The organism is Olleya sp. UBA1516 (assembly GCF_002323495.1).
GTDB lineage: Bacteria > Bacteroidota > Bacteroidia > Flavobacteriales > Flavobacteriaceae > Olleya.
In genome coordinates this window covers 65,190-83,497 of record NZ_DCQO01000017.1, presented here as the reverse complement: position 1 = coordinate 83,497, position 18,308 = coordinate 65,190, and the positions used below count along the sequence as shown (strand labels likewise).

Sequence of the window (18,308 nt, the reverse complement as noted above, 5' to 3'; positions counted from 1 at the left end):
TTTAGTTAGACTGTGTCTACTTTTTCTACGTCTAAAGGTTTTCCTAAATAGACTAAATAATAACCTTCACTTACGTCTTCAAAATTAGTGTTGTAAGACGATATTATGTGTAACTCTCCTTCGTCATCCTTTATAAATAATGGAACTATTTCACGGTCTTCATTTGTGGTTTTAATTAAATCCATTAGATGTGCTTTATCTATAATTTCAATTTCTTGAATACTAGGAAATTTTCTAGTTACATCTGAAAGTGTGTTAAAGTCATCTGTATGAGAAAATAAACCTTCATGTGGATTATTATTTTCATCTAACATCTCTTCTGTAGACACTAATCTAAACGCACCATTTTCTCCAAATTGCTTTGAAAATTTATTGATAGCATATTTATTAATTTCGTTGTTTCCTGTTAAAGCCATTAAATATCCAACATCATTAAGCTCGATATTATCAGTTAATGTTTCAGAATAGATATTGGTGTTTATAGCTTCCAAACCAAGCTCTTTAGCTTTGTTAATGTTATTTTGATTACTATCAATTAGGACCACATGTCTACCATGTGACTCTAAGTAGTGCCCAATTAACCTAGATACTTTTGATGCTCCTACTATTAGTATTCCATTAGATTGGGTTAAAAACACACCAACTAACTTAGCAAAAAGTCTAGCTGTTGTCGCATTTAAAAGTACAGTACCTAAAACAATTACAAATACTAAAGGAGTAATATACTCGGCTCCTTCAACACCTTTACTAGCTAATTTTAAACCAAAAAGCGAAGCGATTCCTGCAGCTACAATACCACGTGGTCCAACCCAACTAATAAACAGTTTTTCGTTTAATTTGAGCTTAGATCCATACGTACTTAAAAAGACACCAATAGGTCTAATAACTAATATTATTATAGCAAAAAGCGCTACTGTATTCCAGTTATAAATTAATAATAGCTCGCTGTAATTAATATTAGCTGCTAGTAAAATAAATAATATTGAAATTAATAGTACGCTTAAAGATTCTTTAAAATATAATAAGTCTTTTAGGTATGGAGAGTTTGAGTTACCTAACACCATTCCCATGACCACTACTGCAAGTAATCCAGACTCGTGCGCAAAGACATCCGACAATACAAAAACACCTAAAACAGCTGCTAATGCAAAGACATTTAATAAATAATGAGGTACCCACTTTTTATTAATAATAAAATTTAAAGCATGTGCAAAAGTAAATCCAAAGGTAGCTCCAAATAACACAATTTTACCAAACTCTATTAATGCGGTTTTAGTAAACTCTCCACCTGCGTCAACACTAATAAATTCAAATACTAATACTGCTACTAATGCTCCGATTGGATCAATTAAAATCCCTTCCCATTTTAAAACTGCAGAGATGTCTTTTTTAAGCGGAATGTTTCTTAAAATAGGTGTAATTACTGTTGGTCCTGTAACAATAATTAATCCTGAAAATAAATATGAAATCTCCCATGTTAACCCAAAAACGTAATGTGCTGCAATACCAGCACCAAAAAAGGTAACCAAAGACCCTACAGATATTAACTTGGTAATTACAGGTCCAACATTTTTAATTTCGCTCATTTTTAAGGTTAAACCTCCTTCAAAAAGAATAATACTAATGGCTAAGGATACAAAATAAAACAGGCTTTCGCCAGGAAATAAACCTTCGTCACCATTCCATATTGGTTCAATCCATTTGGTTCCATCCTCACTTAAAAACTCGGCTGCAATTGGACCAACCAACAAGCCAATTAATATTAAAGGTAAAATTGCTGGTATTTTTAATTTCCAAGCAACCCATTGTGCAAGTATTCCTAAAATAATGATTCCTCCTAATTCTATCATTCAATTATCGTTTTGGTGAAAATACTAATTCTAAAATTCTACTTCTATAATTTAACCCAAATTTAGAGTAAAAAGTTAAATTTTTAAGCCTAGACCACTATCTAACTCAATTTTTTTAAACTTAAAAAAATGGTATCTTACAATTTTTCATCAAAAAACTACTAACCTAATTGACAATAAAGCCCTTTAAAACCATAGGAATTGGTATCGCGTTTTCGCCCAATCTTAAAGCTAATATTTTTGAAGCTGCTAGACTCGCTTTATTTTTTGATGCTAAACTTATTATGATTCATATTGGAGCACAATCTGATGATAAGTCAAAGACCATAAATAGCATATTAAGTAGCTTTAAAAAAGATAATCTAAAGTATGAAGTCGTTTTTAAATCAGGAAACCCAGTTGCTGCTATATTAGACACTACAAATAAAAAAGATATAGACCTTTTAATTATTGGAGCAGCCAAACGTGAAAATTTATTAAAATACTATGTTGGTTCTATTGCTAGAAAAATAACTAGACAAGCCAAGTGTAGTCTACTATTATTAATTAATCCTTCTATTGACAGAATTGTCTGTAGACACATAGTTGTTAATGGATTAGAAGATCCAAAAACCGAACAAACCATAGCGACTGCCTTTTATGTTGCATCAAAACTTAAAGCCGAAAAAATAACAATAGTAGAAGAAATCAAGCCCAATGAAATTGCAGTAAATGTGGATGATGACAAATCTTTAAGACATGCTAATATTGTCAGAGAACGTATTAGTAATCGTGAAACCTCAAGAATTAATCATATAATTGAAGATTTACCGCAAGAACATACTAATACTATTGCAATAAAATCTCAACCTATTTTTGGAACCCAAGGGTATTCCATTGGTCATTATGCCCAAATATCTCGAGCAGATTTGTTAGTCATGAATGCGCCATCAAAAATGACGTTTTGGGATCGTTTATTTCCGCATGATATTGAACATATTTTAACTGAGCTACCAACCGATGTTTTAATTATTCAATGAGTCCAAAACAAAATAATACAACCGTCTTTTTTAAAGCATTACCTAAAAATATATTTTCTGGTTTTGTGGTAAGTCTTATTGCTTTACCTTTAGGTTTAGGCTTGGCTATGGCTAGTGATGCACCTCCAATTTCGGGTGTAATTGCTGCTGTAATTGGTGGAATTTTAGTCTCTATTTTAGGTGGTAGTCACGTTACTATCTCTGGTCCAGGTAACGGATTAGTTGGTGTGCTTTTAGGTACTATTTTAACCTTGGGTATAGAAAGTGCTTATGCTGCCATTATTTGCTCTGGAGCCTTGTTACTACTTTTAGGCTTTTTAAGATTAGGCAAATTAGCAGATTTTTTTCCATCCTCTGCCATTCAAGGTATGCTAGCTGCTATTGGTCTTATTATACTAGGAAAACAGTTTCATATTATGTTAGCGCATAGGATTAAAAGGGAAGATACGGTTGATTATTTATTCGAAATCCCATTTACTATAAACGATGCTATACATTACGATAATACAGGATTAATTTATGCTGCATTAGCTGGAGTTATTAGTTTTTTAATTATGATATTTTATTCTAAACTAAGAAACAAATACTTACAACTTATACCTGCTCCAATGTGGATTGTTATACTTTCTATTGGGTTTAGTTATTACTTTGAGTTGGTTGCGCATGAAGCCAACCCAATTGCAATAAATTACATGATTTCTGGTATACCAGAATTTTCAGAAATTATATCGCAAATACCAACTGTGGATTTTAGTAAAATCGGGACATTTCCGTTTTGGACTAGTGTATTAGCTTTAACATTAATTGCTAGTATAGAGTCCTTATTAAGCATCAAAGCTGTAGACAAATTAGATCCAGAAAAAAGAAGAAGTAATGTAAACAAAGATCTTAAAGCCTTAGGATTAGCAACCATAGGAAGTGGATTTTTAGGTGGTCTTAATGTCGTAACTGTAATTGCAAGAAGCTCAGTTAACGTTAATAATGGAGGTAGTAATAGGTCTTCCAACTTTTTTCATGCTTTCTTTTTAGTTATTTTTATTGTCTTATTTAGTACGCAATTAGCACGTATACCATTACCAGCATTAATGGCAATTTTAGTTTACACAGGATATAAACTAGCGTCTCCAGAAAATATTAAAAAGATTTTTAGAATTGGAAAAGAACAGTTGATCATCTTTTTTGTTACCCTAATTGTTACATTAAAAATTGGTTTAATTTCGGGTATTTTATCAGGTGTATTAATCACGTTTATTATACATATTGTCTTAAATAAAAGTATATCACTTTTTGCCAGAAATTGGCTTAAACCAAACGTTTTAATGTTTCAAGAAGATGGTCATTATTATATTAGTGTTAAGCATTTTTGTAGCTTTTTAAATTTCTATAAATTAAAAGCTAAATTAGACGCAGTACCAGAAAACGAAGACGTTATTATTGATTTTTCGCTATGCCAATTTGTGGACCATACTGTTATGGAAAACCTTAATAACTATCAAGAGCTATTTGCAAAACGTGGTGGACACTTTGAAGTTTTAGGCTTAGATTTACACGATACAGACTCAGAACATCCATTTGCATTGCGTCGCTTACTTCCCGTACCAAATGTTATTAAAAATAGCTTGACGCGTCGTCAAACCACCATGGAGGAGTTAGCAAACGATTATAACTTAGACTACAATGCTAAAAAAGAAAAACAAACGGGCTTTTTAAACAATTTCATATTTTTCAGGGTAAAACAAATCAACTACATCTATAACCAAACCATTAATAAAAACAATGGTTTAAAATTATTTGATATCGAGTTTTCTGAAGGAGAATTTATTGCTAAAGAAGTCGTGCGTAGTACAATGCTTCATATTAAACTAAACAAACAAATTCCAGAGTTTACTCTAGACAGAGAAGGTTTTTTGGAAAAAGTCTATGCTTTTGCAGGTTTTAAAGATATTCCTATTAAAAACCACACAGATTTTTCCAATCGCTTTTATTTATTAGGTGAAGATACGCAAGCTATACAACAGTTTTTTACAGATGAAATCACGCACTTTTTTGAAAGTAATCCGTACTACCATATCGAGTCTAATGGTCAAGATTTGTTGGTCTTTGGTCGCGAGCGATTAGCTAGTATAAAAGAAATTAAAGCACTTTACGATTTTGGTAAACGTCTAAAAGCGGTTATTTCTTAATAAAACCTTAATATTTTAAGTGTTTAACACTTATTTAGTAATTTGCAGGTAGTTTTAATACTAATACTTTATAATGAAATTACACCCAATACAAGCTGGTCATTTTAAACTAGATGGAGGTGCCATGTTTGGTGTTGTCCCAAAAACTTTATGGACCAGAACCAATCCAGCAGATGCTAATAATTTAATAGATATCGCTGCACGTTGTTTATTAATTGAAGACGGAAACCGTTTGACACTAATTGACACAGGAATGGGAACCAAACAAAGCGAAAAGTTTTATGGTCATTACAACTTATATGGAGATGATACAATTGAAAAATCTTTAAAAGCAGTAGGTTTCTCTACAGACGATATTACAGATGTGTTTTTAACGCACTTACATTTTGACCATTCTGGAGGTGCTTTTAATTATAATAAAGACCGTACAAAATTAGAATCTGCCTTTAAAAACGCTCACTTTTGGAGCAATAAAGACCATTGGAAATGGGCAACAGAACCTAACAGACGTGAAGTTGCTTCGTTTTTAAAAGAAAACATATTACCAATGGAACAAAGTGGACGACTAAAATTTACAGACCTTCCACAGGATGATATTTTAAAAAATTCAGCTTTAGGTTTCGATATATTTTATGCCAATGGACATACAGACAAACAAATGATACCAATGATTAATTACAAAGGTAAAACCATTTGTTTTATGGCAGACTTATTACCAACCATTGGACATTTACCTTTACCCTTTGTAATGGGTTATGATACAAGACCATTGTTGACGTTAGACGAAAAAGAAAAATTCCTGAATCTAGCAGCAGATAACAATTATTACTTATTTTTGGAACACGATGCACACAACGAAATAATTACTGTGCAACATACAGAAAAAGGCGTACGATTAAAAGACACCTTTACTTGTAACGATATTTTTAATTAACAATTCAAAACAATTTATAATGAAGATTACCTATAAACCAATTTTATTTTCGGCTTTTGCTGCGATAGTTTTATCTAGTTGCGGTGGAAGTGCTCCAATATTATCTACACCTATAGAAAATATTGATAACACACCAATGAAAGAGTCTGCTTTAACAGACGCAGAAGCACACAATTGGGGACACTTAGATTTAGTAAAAGATACAATTCCTGGTATGAGTGTTGATAAGGCTTACGCCGAAATTATTAAAGGTAAAAAAGGACAGCAAATTATTGTTGCTGTTATTGATTCTGGAATAGATATTACACACGAAGATTTAGATGGTGTTATCTGGACTAACCCTAAAGAAATTGCAGGAAACGGAAAAGATGATGACAATAATGGTTACATCGATGATGTCCATGGATGGAACTTTTTAGGAGATGGTTATGACGAGCAGTTAGAAATGACGCGTATCGTAGCAACTGGTGATACAAGTATCCCAAGATATGCTGAAGCAGCAGAAAAACTAGAAAAAGATTACCAACAAGCCTTAAGTGGTAAGCAACGTTACGACCAAATATATGGTCAAGTAAGCAGCGCAAATAAAGTATTAACTGCACACTTTAAAAAAGAAGATTATACACCTGCAGAAGTTAACGCAATTACTGCAGAAGAAGGATCTGAATTAGCAACAGCAGTAGCTACAGCTAAATTTATGTATGCTAACGGGATGACGTCTATTCCAGAAGCTGAAAAGCAAATTAAAGGTGGTGTAGAGTATTTTACAGACCAATTAAATGCTAACTTAAACAAAGACTTTAACGGTCGTAAAACAGGAGATAATCCAAACGATTTTAACGATAAGCCAGGTTACGGAAACGGAAACGTTATGCCAGTAAAAAAATCTGAAAGTCATGGAACACACGTTGCAGGTATTATTGCTGCAGAGCGTAACAATGGTTTAGGAGCAAATGGTGTTGCTAATAACGTAAAAATTATGTCGCTTCGTGCAGTACCAAATGGTGACGAGTACGATAAAGATATTGCAAAAGCAATTAGATATGCTGTAGATAATGGAGCTAAAGTAATTAACGGTAGTTTTGGTAAAAGCTTTTCTATGCACCCAGAATGGGTAAGAGATGCTATCAAATATGCAAGTGATAAAGGTGTAATTTTTGTACATGCTGCTGGTAACGATAGTAAAGATGTAGATGTTGAAGCTAACTTCCCTGATGACAATATTGATTATGTAGAGTTATCAAACACTTACATTCGTGTTGGTGCATTAGCACCAAGTTATGGTACAAAATTAGTTGCTGGTTTTTCTAACTACGGTAAGAAAAATGTAGATGTTTTTGCTCCAGGAGCTCAAGTATATTCTACAACTCCAGAAAACGAATATGATACTAAAGGTGGTACAAGTATGGCTGCTCCTGCTGTTGCAGGTGTTGCTGCTTTAGTTTGGTCACAATATCCAAAACTAACAGGTGCACAAGTAAAACAAATTATTATGGATTCTGGTTTAGCAGTAACGTCTAAAGTTATTGTTGGTGGAGATGCTAAAAACATTCAACCATTTTCTGACCTAAGTCAATCGGCTAAAATTGTAAATGCTTATAACGCTTTGGTTATGGCTTCACAAATTTCTAAATAACAATTAATAATTCAAAAAAGCCTCAACCTATTATGTTGAGGCTTTTTTATTTCAATTTAAAACAATGAAAAAATTATTTCTTTTAATTTCCGCTTTTGGTATTTTATCTTCATGTAATTCTACCAAACAAGTTGCCAATTCATCAAGTAACACAAAAGATTCTAAATCTACCTATTGGCAACAACACGTAGATTATAAAATGGATATTGATATGGATGTAACCACGTATCAATACAATGGTAAACAAACATTAGTGTATACTAACAACTCACCAGACGTTTTAAATCGTGTGTATTACCATTTATATTTTAATGCCTTCCAACCAGGTAGCGAAATGGATGTGCGTTCTCGTACAATAGCAGATCCAGACAAGCGTGTTGGAGATCGTATTAGTAAATTGGCTCCAAACGAGATTGGTTACATTAAAGTAAAAAGCTTAAAGCAAGATGGTAAAACATTAAGCCATGAGACTGTTGGAACAGTTCTAGAAGTTGACTTAGCAAAACCTATTCAACCAGGAGAAAGTGTAACTTTTACAATGGATTTTGATGCACAAGTACCACAACAAATTAGACGTTCTGGTCGTGATAATGCAGAAGGTGTTGCTTTATCAATGACGCAATGGTATCCTAAATTAGCAGAATATGATTTTGAAGGATGGCATGCTGACCCATACATTGGACGTGAGTTTCATGGTGTTTGGGGAGATTTTGAAGTAAATTTAACTATTGATAAAAATTACGTTGTTGGTGGTACAGGTTACCAACAAGGCGAAGCTGAAGTAAAAGGAAACAAAAAAACGTTACGTTTTAAAGCACCTAAAGTACATGACTTTACTTGGGCTGCAGATCCAGATTACATCCACGATACTATGCAAGTACCTAATGGTCCAATGCTAAACTTTTATTACAAAAACGATTTACCAGCAGAAAATTTACAGTTTTGGAAAGATTTACAGCCTAAAACAGTACAATTAATGCAATATCTATCTGAAACCGTTGGAAAATATCCATACGATCAATACTCTGTTATACAAGGTGGAGATGGTGGAATGGAGTACGCTATGTGTACTTTAATTACAGGAAAACGTAGTTTTGGTAGTTTAGTTGGTGTTACTGCACACGAAATGGCACATACTTGGTTTCAATTTTTATTAGCTTCTAATGAAGCTAAACATGAATGGATGGACGAAGGTTTTACAAGTTACATTAGTGATTATGCAATGGATGCTATTAACAATACTAACCTAAAAAACCCAGCTGCTGGAGCATATAACGGTTATTACTATTTAGTAAAATCAGGTAAAGAAAAACCACAGTCAACACATGCAGATCGTTATGAAACTAATATGGCTTACGGTATTACTGCTTACAATAAAGGGTCAGTATTTTTATCTCAATTAGGATATATTATTGGAGAGGATAACCTAAAGAAAACGCTTAAAAAATATTTTGATGATTTTTCTTTTAAACACCCTAGACCACTTGATATTATTAGAACTGCTGAAAAGATTTCTGGTTTAGAATTAGATTGGTACTTAATGGACTGGACACAGACCACAAATACTATCGACTATGCTATTACATCAACCGAAGAGAATAATAGCATTACAACTGTTAATTTAGAGCGTATAGGATTAATGCCAATGCCTTTAGATATTGAGGTAGCGTATAATGATGGTACAACAGAGCAATATTACATCCCGTTACAAATGATGCGTGGTGAAAAGCCAGTAGCAACTACAACTAAAATCATAAACGATTGGGCTTGGGCAATACCAAACTATAGCTTTAGTATTAGTAAGCCAAAAAGCATGATTAAATCTATTACTATAGATCCAAATCAGTTAATGGCAGATATAGATAAAACTAATAATACTGTAAAACAGTAAATAGATTTTAATTAAACTAAAAAAAGCTACAACTTAAGTTGTAGCTTTTTTGTTTTACACATAAGGTCCAGATAAAAATCTACACCTTAAGTACTTAAATTGTATAAATAATTAGTTACAGTTACCTGTAATTTCTAATTTTTCAAATCCAACGATAAACGCTTTACCATAAACAGTAGTTCTAATGTTAGTTACACCGTTACTACATTTTCCATTTAATTCAGATAAAGCTGCACCAGCTACTTTTTGAACATCCATTGGAGTAAATCCAAAAATGTTAACACCTTTTTTTACAACACTTAGTTCTTTTCCTGCAGTTTTGTACTCAGATGGCGTAGATACAACACCTATTGTTCCACAACTTGTTGCTTAAAATAAAGAGGCAACTGATAATACTAATAATTTTTTCATTTAATTGTTGATTAAGTTTTTTATTAATCCAAATAAAAAAATAAATAGAAGTTAGACTTAAAAATTTTAGTTCATTATATTTCAACATGTTAATTAATACTATTTATAAAATGAAACCATTTACTTTACTTTTAATTGTGTTACTAATATTTAGCTGCAAGGATGAAAACAGAACTAATACACCTTCGGTAAACAAAGAAAATGAGGTAGTATCATCCCAAACAAATTCAAAAACAGAATCTACTACAGGGATTATAACTATTCCTTTTTTAGAGGATATTAAAAGTTTAAAAAACGATACAACAACCAATCCTATTGAAACATTTCAGGAGACTGCTAAAATTTCTGCGAAAGCAATAATAAGCTTAAATAAAGACACTGTTGCTCCTGCATTAAACCAAGCAAAAGATTATACATATGCTGTAATTACAGTTGCAAATCACACTATAATTAAACTAAATTTAAAAGACTGTAAACCATCAAATGCTTGGGATGCTTGTATGCCAAAAGCAGAAGGTTATATTAAAAAAGGGGACTTAATTTACCAAAATGACTATTGTAATAATATCATTGGATTACCAGATAATCAAGAGCGTATCTTATACTTGTTTTAAATAGTACAAATGTTTAACTTTTATTAATTTGTATATTAGCCTTTAATTAGATTTTAAACAGGATTACTTCTTGAACCATGCAGCAGATTGATCAAAAAATCACCACAATAATTAACCATTTTAATCTTAATAATTATGCGTTTTCAAAACGTATAGGTGTGACTGGTACAACTATTGACAGTATTATAAATGGACGTTTACAAAAGGATGGTACACGTAAAAAAACTAAGCCTGGTTATGATGTATTAAACGCCATTATTAATGTATTTTATATCAATCCAAATTATCTATTTGGAAAAAGTAAAGTCATGCTAAATCAAGATTTACCCAGTAGTCCAATATTTTCTAGTGTGCCTCAGGTAATTTCGGTAACAAGTGATAATAACGAAAATGTAATTTATGTACCTATAAAAGCAAGAGCAGGCTACCTAAATGGCTATGGTGACACCCAGTATATTCAGACCTTACCTTCTTTTTATATGCCTAATCTTGCCTATGGTACGTTTAGGTGTTTTGAAGTTCAAGGTCACTCAATGGTTAGTACATTTTTTGATGGAGATTTAGTATTTGCTAAATATGTAGAACAATTAGAGGATATAAAAAATGATCAAATTTATGTTGTAATTAGTAAAAACGATGGTATTGTTTTAAAGCGTATTATTAATACCACTAAAAGGGATAAAAAACTGATTTTAAAGAGTGATAACAAGGACGGAAATTATCCAGATTTTTCAATAAACGTTGAAGATATTATGGAAATTTGGCACGTAAAAATGTTTGCATCTAAACAAATATCTCAACCTGTTGATGTCTACGATAGGTTGCATGAACTTGAAACTAAATTAGTACAATTACAAGATTCAGTATTAAAAAAAGACTTAAAAATTAACTAATAATGCGTCTTACTTATAATAAACACGAAAAACTTAAAAGCCAAAAAGCAATCGAAAAATTGTTTGAACAAGGTAAATCAGTGTCTGCTTATCCATTACGTATGGTATATTTAAAAAATGATACTACTTTAAAAGTTGGTGTATCTGCAAGTAAACGTAATTTTAAAAAAGCTGTGGATAGGATTCGTGTTAAACGCTTGCTTAGAGAAGGCTACAGATTAAATAAAAATCTATTAATAGACAATAATAATGACCATTTCATGCTTATGATTTTATATCTTAGTAAAGAAATGCCAGATTTTGAGGTAATTAATCAAAAAATGAAAACGTTACTATCTAAATTTAATGACCAAATTTCTAAACCATAAGGACTTTTATTTTCAAAATTCTTATCGCATTTAGTTCAAAAAAAATATCATGAAAAACATATTAAAAAAACGTCTTATAATTCCAATATTAGCTGTTACCATTTTATTTACAGGTACTGCTTTTAAAAGCGATTTTTTTGAAATAGCTAAACAAATAGAAATATTCACTACCCTTTTTAAAGAGCTGAATATGAACTATGTGGATGAAACTAATCCTGCAGAATTAATGGATAATGCCATTAAAAATATGCTTAACGACTTGGATCCATATACAAAATTTTATAACGAGCAAGATGTAGAAGCAGAGCGTATACGTCGTACAGGAGATTACACAGGAGTTGGAGCAAGGATTAAGACACTAAAAGATAAATTACTGGTTATTGAGCCCTACAAAGACTATCCAGCAGACAAAGCAGGATTAAAAGCTGGTGACGAAATTATAGCAGTAGATGGTACAATACTAGATGGTTTTGATGGTGATGCTTCAGACCTTTTAAAAGGAACACCAAACTCTACATTAGAAATTACCTATAAACGTCAAGGAAAAACAAATACAACCACTGTTACACGATCTGAAATAGAAATTGATGCTGTTCCTCACTTTTCCATGATAGACGCTAAAACAGGTTATATTGTGCTTCAAAAATTTAACGAAAAAGCGTCTTTACAAACTGGTTATGCTTTAAAAGATTTAAAAGCACAAGGTGCAACACAAATAATCTTAGATTTAAGAGGTAATCCTGGTGGCTTACTAAACGAAGCGGTTAATGTGGTTAACCTATTTGTACCAAAGGGACAATTAGTAGTTACCACAAAATCTAAAGTAAAAAAATATAATAAAACCTATTACACATCAAAAGAACCTATAGACACAACCATCCCAGTTGTAGTATTAATAGATGGTCGCAGTGCATCTGCATCAGAGATTGTTTCTGGGACATTACAAGACATTGATCGTGCAGTTATAGTTGGGTCTAGAAGTTTTGGTAAAGGTCTAGTACAACGTCCTAAAAAACTAACTTATGGTACACAATTAAAAGTAACAATATCAAGATATTACACACCTTCTGGAAGATGTATACAGGCTTTAGATTATTGGAACAGAGATGACAACGGTAACGCTGTAAGAGTTAAACAAGAAAATTACAATGTCTTTAAAACTAAAAATGGTCGTAAAGTATTTGATGGTGGTGGTGTCTTTCCTGACGAAGCTTTAGAGGTGACTAAAAATACAGCAATAACAGACGCTATTTTAAATAGTCAAAGCATATTTGATTTTGCAACAACCTATTACTATAACAATAAGATAGAAGATATCTCTAAATTTAGATTAACAGATACCGACTTTAATACCTTTAAAAACTACCTAAATACATCAGGTTTTGAGTTTGAAACGGAAACTGAAAAAGCACTTAAAAAAGCAATGGAAGTTTCAAAATCTGAAAATTTAGATGACGATATTAGTAAGGATTATAAAACCTTAATAACTAATCTAGACAACTCTAAAGCTAAAGCTGTAGAGAATAATAAAAAACAATTAATTAACTTATTAACAGACGAAATCGTTAAACGTTACGTCTACAGAGAAGGGTTATATGAGTACTACAAAACTCATAATGAAGAGATTAAAACTGCAACAGATATTTTATCAAATACCTCTAAATACAACAGATATTTAAACTAAATAAGCTAACACATTTTAACATATTAAATTTTTGGTATATTTAATGCTAGTTTATAATCATGAAGCATTTATTTTTATTAATATTATTAAGCACAACATTAGGTTTTTCGCAAAGCGAATTAACACATGATGTGTATTTTAATACAGACGAATACGACGTTCCTTTAACTGAAGAAAACCGTATTTTACTATTTATTTCTAACTTAGATACCATAGCAATTCAAAAAATATCTATCTATGGTTTTACCGATGATAGAGGCTCTAATGACTATAATTTAGAGTTATCACAAAACAGAGCAAATACAATTAAAGAGTTGTTTTCCGGTTACGGAATTGACGAAAATTTAATTACCAATGTAAACGGAAAAGGTGAAATACTACTAAAAGTTTTAAACGAAGAAGAAGTCCACCAAATAAGAGGTTTAAACCGCAAGGTAGAAATTATTGTTACGCCAAAACTTCCCGAAAAAAAGACCATTACTAAACCTGAAGAAGTCACTGAAAATGAAACAGATGACAGTAAAAAAACTACAGATGACATAGCTAAAGGCACAATAAAAAAAGGGGATAAAATAACGCTAGACAAAATTTATTTTAAAACCAGTTATAGTTACGTAACCTCAGAGTCTAAAAAAACTTTAGAAGATTTAGCTAAGATTTTAGTCTCTAAAAAAAACATCTATTTTACCATACAAGGTCATGTATGTTGCACGCAAATGAGTCGTGATGCGGTAGATAAAAAAACCAAAAAACGCAATCTATCTGTAGCCAGAGCTAAATATATTTATGATTATTTAGCTAGAAAAGGCGTTGACAAAAAACGAATGAAATACGTAGGAATGCGTCGTAAATTTCCACTTGGTGGAGCTCCAGAACTAGACAGACGTGTGGAAATTTTAGTAACTTATGTAGGTAAAGAAGATTAATTAATCTTTAATCATCGCTACGTGTGGTATACCATCTTCTAGGTACTCCTCACCTATTTCAAAAAATTCTAAACTGTTATAAAAAAGTTTTAAATAACACTGTGCAGAAATCTTAATTTTAGTTTCGTTGTAATATGCTACAATAGCTTCTATTGAGGCTTTCATTATAGCAACACCATATTTATGTTGGCGCTCATTACTAGCAACAACTACTCTACCAATACTAGAAAATTCAAAATAATCACCTGGTTTAAAAGCACGTGTGTAAGCCACTACTTTTTTGTTTTTAAAACCTATAATATGTAGTGCTTTTTGATCTTTACCATCAATATCCTGATACACACAATCTTGTTCAACAACAAAAACTTCACTTCGTAATTGTAAAATATCATACAACTCTTGTGTTGTTAATTGCTCAAAAGTTTTAGTTTGTATGTTTAACATAATAGTAAATAATTAAAGTAAAGTTATAAATTAGACTACAACCTTAATAAGGTTATAGTCTAATATAGGGTTATTAACAATTAACTGGTATTTTATCGACACGGTTTTGATGACGACCACCTTCAAACTTAGTTTCTAAAAATGTGTCTACCATAGCTATAGCTTGTTGTACAGCTGTATAACGTGCAGGAATACAAATAATATTAGCATCATTATGTTGTCTTGTTAACTCTGTAATTTCTTTAGTCCAGCATATACCAGCTCTAACTTTTTGGTGTTTATTAGCAGTCATAGCTACACCATTTGCACTACCGCAAATTAAAATTCCAAAATCTACAGTATTGTTTGCTACATCATTTGCAACAGGATGCACAAAATCTGGATAATCTACGCTGTCTGTTTGGTCAGTACCATAGTTATTAACAGTGTAACCTTTTACTTCTAAATGTTTAACGATAGCAAACTTATAGTCTGTGCCTGCATGATCGTTACCAATTGATATTTTCATAGTAGTAGTTGTGTTATTGTTTATTAGATTTCAAAGTTAATAATTGATTACAAGTATTAATAAGTAATAGCTATTAACTTATTCATAAAAATTAAATTCGTAATTATTTAAAAATCAATCACTATTATTAAATTGTTAACTACTCAGGATTAAGTATTAATTACTTGTTAATATCTTGTGATTGTTTTTTAAAACTTTTGTTAGGATTATCCAGTTAATTTTACAAACCAAAATTGGTTATTAACAACCAAAAAAGTTAGCCCTTTTTTTTTGCATACTTATCATTATAAAAATTACAGATACCAACATCAATTTTTAAAATACTTATCAAAAATCTGTTGTCAACAGTCGTTATTAACAGTTGTTAATAACATAAGTATTTACTTTAAAACCAAATACTTTAGATAGCTAATAACTTGTTAATAGACTCTATTATTAAACAAATCAAATCAAAATCTAAAAAAGTTATACCGCTATTAACAAGCTATAATAATCACTATTTTTTTTTTAAAATTTAAAAGAAAATAAATGATATATAGTATATATGTGAATAACTCTAAATTCAAGATTTAATATTAGTTTAATATTCATTTAATTATAATAACGTAGCTTTGTATAAACTTAATAACCAATCTTCTCCTTGTATTAAGTTATAAATAACAGAATTTCAAGTATCTTAGAGATTCAATAGATTACAAATTAAATGACAAAAAAAAAACACAGGAAACCTTCAAATAATAAGATTTCCAATCTTACAAATACAATCTTAAGTATTTTAAAAAAAGAAAGAAACCAAAGCTTTAACTATAAGCAAATAGCAGCTAAAATAGGAGTTAATGATGCTAGTAGTCGTAATCAGATTATTAAAAAATTAGCGCAACTTAAAGCTAAAGAGGAGATTATAGAAACAGATCGTGGAAAATTTAAAGCAGTTGTTAACACTGAGTATCATACTGGTATTTTTGATGCAGCACAACGTGGTAACGGTTACGTTATTTGCAATGCTTTTGAGAACGATATTTATATAGCTTCTAACAATGTTAATAAAGCACTAAATGGTGACGAAGTAGAATTATACGTTTATAAACGAAGAAAACAAGGTAAGCTTGAAGGCGAGATTACCAATATTATCAAACGTGCTAAAACTGAGTATGTTGGTATTATACAAATACACGAAAAGAAAAACTTTGCTTTTGTTGTTGTAGATGGTAATAAAATGAAAACTGACATTTTTGTGCCAATTAATAAAACTTTAAAAGCCCAAGATGGCGATAAAGTTGTGGTTACAATGGAGGATTGGCCAGATAAAGCAGATTCACCTAATGGTCGTGTAATTAAAGTTTTAGGTAAAGCTGGAGAGCATAATACAGAAATACATTCTATACTAGCAGAATATGGTTTACCATACGAGTTTCCAACCGAAGTAGAGGATTTTGCAAATTCTATTGACTTAAATATTACTGCAGAAGAAATAGCAAAACGTCGTGATATGCGTAAAGATTTAACCTTTACTATAGATCCAAAAGATGCTAAAGATTTTGATGATGCGTTATCATTTACAGTTTTAGATAATGGTTTATATGAAATAGGAATCCATATTGCAGATGTATCACACTACCTTAAGGAAAATACTGTTTTAGATGACGAAGCTTATGAGCGTGCAACTTCAGTATACTTAGTAGATAGAGTTGTACCTATGTTACCAGAAATTTTATCAAATGGTGCTTGTTCATTACGTCCTCATGAAGAGAAATATACGTTTTCAGCAGTATTTAAAATTAATGATAAAGCCGAAATTAAAGACCAATGGTTTGGTCGTACAGTAACGTATAGTGATGCTCGTTTTGCTTATGAAGAAGCACAGGCAATCATTGAAAATAACATTACTTTTAACAAAGCCGAAATTATTTCTAATCCAGAAAAAATAGATACAATCATTCCAAATGAAGTATCATTAACTGGTAAACAGTATAATACAACTCCAGAAATAGCACAAGCGGTTTTAAAATTAGACGAGCTAGCTAAAAAAATGCGTAATAAACGTATGCAATCAGGAGCTATTAGTTTTGATAAAGTAGAAGTTAAATTCTCTTTAGATCAAGATGCAAATCCTATTGGTGTTCACTTTAAAACTAGTAAAGATGCTAACAAGTTAATAGAAGAATTTATGCTTCTGGCTAACAAAAAAGTATCAGAGTTTGTTTCTAAAATGAAACCAGAAAAAACTTTTGTTTACCGTGTTCATGACGAGCCAGATGAAAGTAAACTAGCTGCTTTACAAGGCGTAGTTGCTAAGTTTGGTCATAAACTAAACTTTAAAAGTAAAGCCGGAATTGCATCATCTTTAAACCAGTTATTAACAGATGTTCAAGGTAAAAAAGAACAAAATTTAGTAGATACTTTAGCAATTAGAACCATGTCTAAAGCAGAGTATACCACTAAAAATATAGGACATTACGGTTTGGCTTTTGGTGATTATTCTCACTTTACCTCACCAATTAGACGTTATCCAGATGTCATGGCACATAGATTGTTACAACGTTATTTAGATGGCGAAAAAAGTGCTAATCAAGAGGAATATGAAGAGAAGTGTAAACATTCTAGTAACATGGAATATTTAGCAACTAAAGCAGAACGTGACTCGATTAAATACATGCAAATTAGATTTATGCAAGACCATCAAGACGAGGAATTTGTTGGTGTAATTTCTGGTGTAACCGATTGGGGAATTTATGTAGAGATTATCTCTAATAAATGTGAAGGTATGGTTAGAATTAGAGATATTAATGACGATCATTATGATTTTGATCAAGAGCAATTTGCATTAGTTGGACGTAATACTAAAAAAGTATATCAACTTGGAGATGAGGTGATTGTTAAAGTAAAACAAGCCGATTTAGTAAAACGTCATCTTGACTTCAACCTAATTGGTAAGCACGAAGGTTAA

General features: G+C 31.3%; 15 protein-coding genes. 11 read left to right on the top strand and 4 right to left on the bottom strand.

Features of this window, described 5'->3' with window-relative positions:
* Positions 1–5: 5 nt before the first annotated feature.
* Positions 6–1,850: a cation:proton antiporter gene (locus B2989_RS10765; RefSeq protein WP_145005066.1), complete on the bottom strand. Its 1,845-nt coding sequence runs from the start codon at positions 1,848–1,850 to the stop codon at positions 6–8.
* A gap of 170 nt (positions 1,851–2,020) precedes the next feature.
* Here B2989_RS10765 and B2989_RS10760 point away from each other — a divergent pair, with 170 nt between their 5' ends.
* The 5 genes from B2989_RS10760 to B2989_RS10740 all read left to right on the top strand — a co-directional run bounded on the left by B2989_RS10760 (position 2,021) and on the right by B2989_RS10740 (position 9,513).
* Positions 2,021–2,869, top strand: a complete 849-nt coding sequence (locus B2989_RS10760) for a universal stress protein (protein WP_292948221.1) — start codon at positions 2,021–2,023, stop codon at positions 2,867–2,869.
* The gene (locus tag B2989_RS10755) at positions 2,866–5,052 is read left to right on the top strand and encodes a SulP family inorganic anion transporter (protein WP_292948219.1); all 2,187 of its coding nucleotides are present in this window, start codon (positions 2,866–2,868) and stop codon (positions 5,050–5,052) included. Before B2989_RS10760 ends, B2989_RS10755 begins: the two co-directional genes overlap by 4 nt.
* A 73-nt stretch (positions 5,053–5,125) precedes the next feature.
* On the top strand, positions 5,126–5,986 hold the full coding sequence (locus B2989_RS10750) for an MBL fold metallo-hydrolase (protein ID WP_292948217.1): 861 nt from the start codon (positions 5,126–5,128) through the stop codon (positions 5,984–5,986).
* 19 nt (positions 5,987–6,005) lie between these two features.
* Positions 6,006–7,622 (top strand): S8 family peptidase, encoded by a 1,617-nt coding sequence (locus B2989_RS10745; RefSeq protein ID WP_292948215.1) that lies wholly within the window; start codon positions 6,006–6,008, stop codon positions 7,620–7,622.
* Positions 7,623–7,686: 64 nt separating this feature from the next.
* Positions 7,687–9,513, top strand: coding sequence for a M1 family metallopeptidase (locus tag B2989_RS10740; RefSeq protein ID WP_292948213.1), 1,827 nt, complete (start codon positions 7,687–7,689; stop codon positions 9,511–9,513).
* A gap of 111 nt (positions 9,514–9,624) precedes the next feature.
* Here B2989_RS10740 and B2989_RS10735 read toward each other — a convergent pair whose 3' ends face one another.
* Positions 9,625–9,771, bottom strand: coding sequence for a hypothetical protein (locus tag B2989_RS10735; protein WP_292948211.1), 147 nt, complete (start codon positions 9,769–9,771; stop codon positions 9,625–9,627).
* A 263-nt stretch (positions 9,772–10,034) separates the two neighbouring features.
* Between B2989_RS10735 and B2989_RS10730 the strand changes: the two genes are divergently transcribed.
* The 5 genes from B2989_RS10730 to B2989_RS10710 all read left to right on the top strand — a co-directional run bounded on the left by B2989_RS10730 (position 10,035) and on the right by B2989_RS10710 (position 14,409).
* Complete coding sequence (locus tag B2989_RS10730; RefSeq protein ID WP_292948209.1) at positions 10,035–10,538, top strand: hypothetical protein; 504 nt, start codon at positions 10,035–10,037, stop codon at positions 10,536–10,538.
* Positions 10,539–10,615: 77 nt separating this feature from the next.
* Positions 10,616–11,431 (top strand): LexA family transcriptional regulator, encoded by an 816-nt coding sequence (locus tag B2989_RS10725; RefSeq protein WP_292948207.1) that lies wholly within the window; start codon positions 10,616–10,618, stop codon positions 11,429–11,431.
* 2 nt (positions 11,432–11,433) lie between these two features.
* Positions 11,434–11,799: a ribonuclease P protein component gene (gene rnpA, locus B2989_RS10720; RefSeq protein ID WP_292948205.1), complete on the top strand. Its 366-nt coding sequence runs from the start codon at positions 11,434–11,436 to the stop codon at positions 11,797–11,799.
* A gap of 49 nt (positions 11,800–11,848) precedes the next feature.
* A complete protein-coding gene (locus tag B2989_RS10715) occupies positions 11,849–13,483 on the top strand; it encodes a S41 family peptidase (RefSeq protein WP_292948203.1) in 1,635 nt (544 codons plus the stop codon).
* 59 nt (positions 13,484–13,542) lie between these two features.
* On the top strand, positions 13,543–14,409 hold the full coding sequence (locus B2989_RS10710; protein ID WP_292948201.1) for an OmpA family protein: 867 nt from the start codon (positions 13,543–13,545) through the stop codon (positions 14,407–14,409).
* On the opposite strand, the gene B2989_RS10705 is transcribed toward B2989_RS10710, so the two are convergent.
* Both B2989_RS10705 and rpiB read right to left on the bottom strand, forming a co-directional pair.
* Complete coding sequence (locus B2989_RS10705; protein ID WP_292948199.1) at positions 14,410–14,853, bottom strand: GNAT family N-acetyltransferase; 444 nt, start codon at positions 14,851–14,853, stop codon at positions 14,410–14,412.
* Between the two features lie 73 nt (positions 14,854–14,926).
* The gene (gene rpiB, locus B2989_RS10700; RefSeq protein WP_292948197.1) at positions 14,927–15,361 is read right to left on the bottom strand and encodes a ribose 5-phosphate isomerase B; all 435 of its coding nucleotides are present in this window, start codon (positions 15,359–15,361) and stop codon (positions 14,927–14,929) included.
* Positions 15,362–16,064: 703 nt separating this feature from the next.
* Here rpiB and B2989_RS10695 point away from each other — a divergent pair.
* Positions 16,065–18,308, top strand: a complete 2,244-nt coding sequence (locus tag B2989_RS10695; protein WP_292948195.1) for a ribonuclease R family protein — start codon at positions 16,065–16,067, stop codon at positions 18,306–18,308.

Excerpts from the sequence above, each read along its gene's own strand:
- B2989_RS10730 (WP_292948209.1), top strand. The coding sequence starts at position 10,035 with ATGAAACCATTTACTTTACTTTTAATTGTGTTACTAATATTTAGCTGC.
- B2989_RS10715 (WP_292948203.1), top strand. The coding sequence starts at position 11,849 with ATGAAAAACATATTAAAAAAACGTCTTATAATTCCAATATTAGCTGTT.
- B2989_RS10735 (WP_292948211.1), bottom strand. The coding sequence starts at position 9,771 with ATGGATGTTCAAAAAGTAGCTGGTGCAGCTTTATCTGAATTAAATGGA.
- B2989_RS10745 (WP_292948215.1), top strand. The coding sequence starts at position 6,006 with ATGAAGATTACCTATAAACCAATTTTATTTTCGGCTTTTGCTGCGATA.
- B2989_RS10725 (WP_292948207.1), top strand. The coding sequence starts at position 10,616 with ATGCAGCAGATTGATCAAAAAATCACCACAATAATTAACCATTTTAAT.
- B2989_RS10710 (WP_292948201.1), top strand. The coding sequence starts at position 13,543 with ATGAAGCATTTATTTTTATTAATATTATTAAGCACAACATTAGGTTTT.
- B2989_RS10755 (WP_292948219.1), top strand. The coding sequence starts at position 2,866 with ATGAGTCCAAAACAAAATAATACAACCGTCTTTTTTAAAGCATTACCT.
- B2989_RS10705 (WP_292948199.1), bottom strand. The coding sequence starts at position 14,853 with ATGTTAAACATACAAACTAAAACTTTTGAGCAATTAACAACACAAGAG.
- rnpA (WP_292948205.1), top strand. The coding sequence starts at position 11,434 with ATGCGTCTTACTTATAATAAACACGAAAAACTTAAAAGCCAAAAAGCA.
- B2989_RS10695 (WP_292948195.1), top strand. The coding sequence starts at position 16,065 with ATGACAAAAAAAAAACACAGGAAACCTTCAAATAATAAGATTTCCAAT.
- B2989_RS10740 (WP_292948213.1), top strand. The coding sequence starts at position 7,687 with ATGAAAAAATTATTTCTTTTAATTTCCGCTTTTGGTATTTTATCTTCA.
- B2989_RS10765 (WP_145005066.1), bottom strand. The coding sequence starts at position 1,850 with ATGATAGAATTAGGAGGAATCATTATTTTAGGAATACTTGCACAATGG.
- rpiB (WP_292948197.1), bottom strand. The coding sequence starts at position 15,361 with ATGAAAATATCAATTGGTAACGATCATGCAGGCACAGACTATAAGTTT.
- B2989_RS10750 (WP_292948217.1), top strand. The coding sequence starts at position 5,126 with ATGAAATTACACCCAATACAAGCTGGTCATTTTAAACTAGATGGAGGT.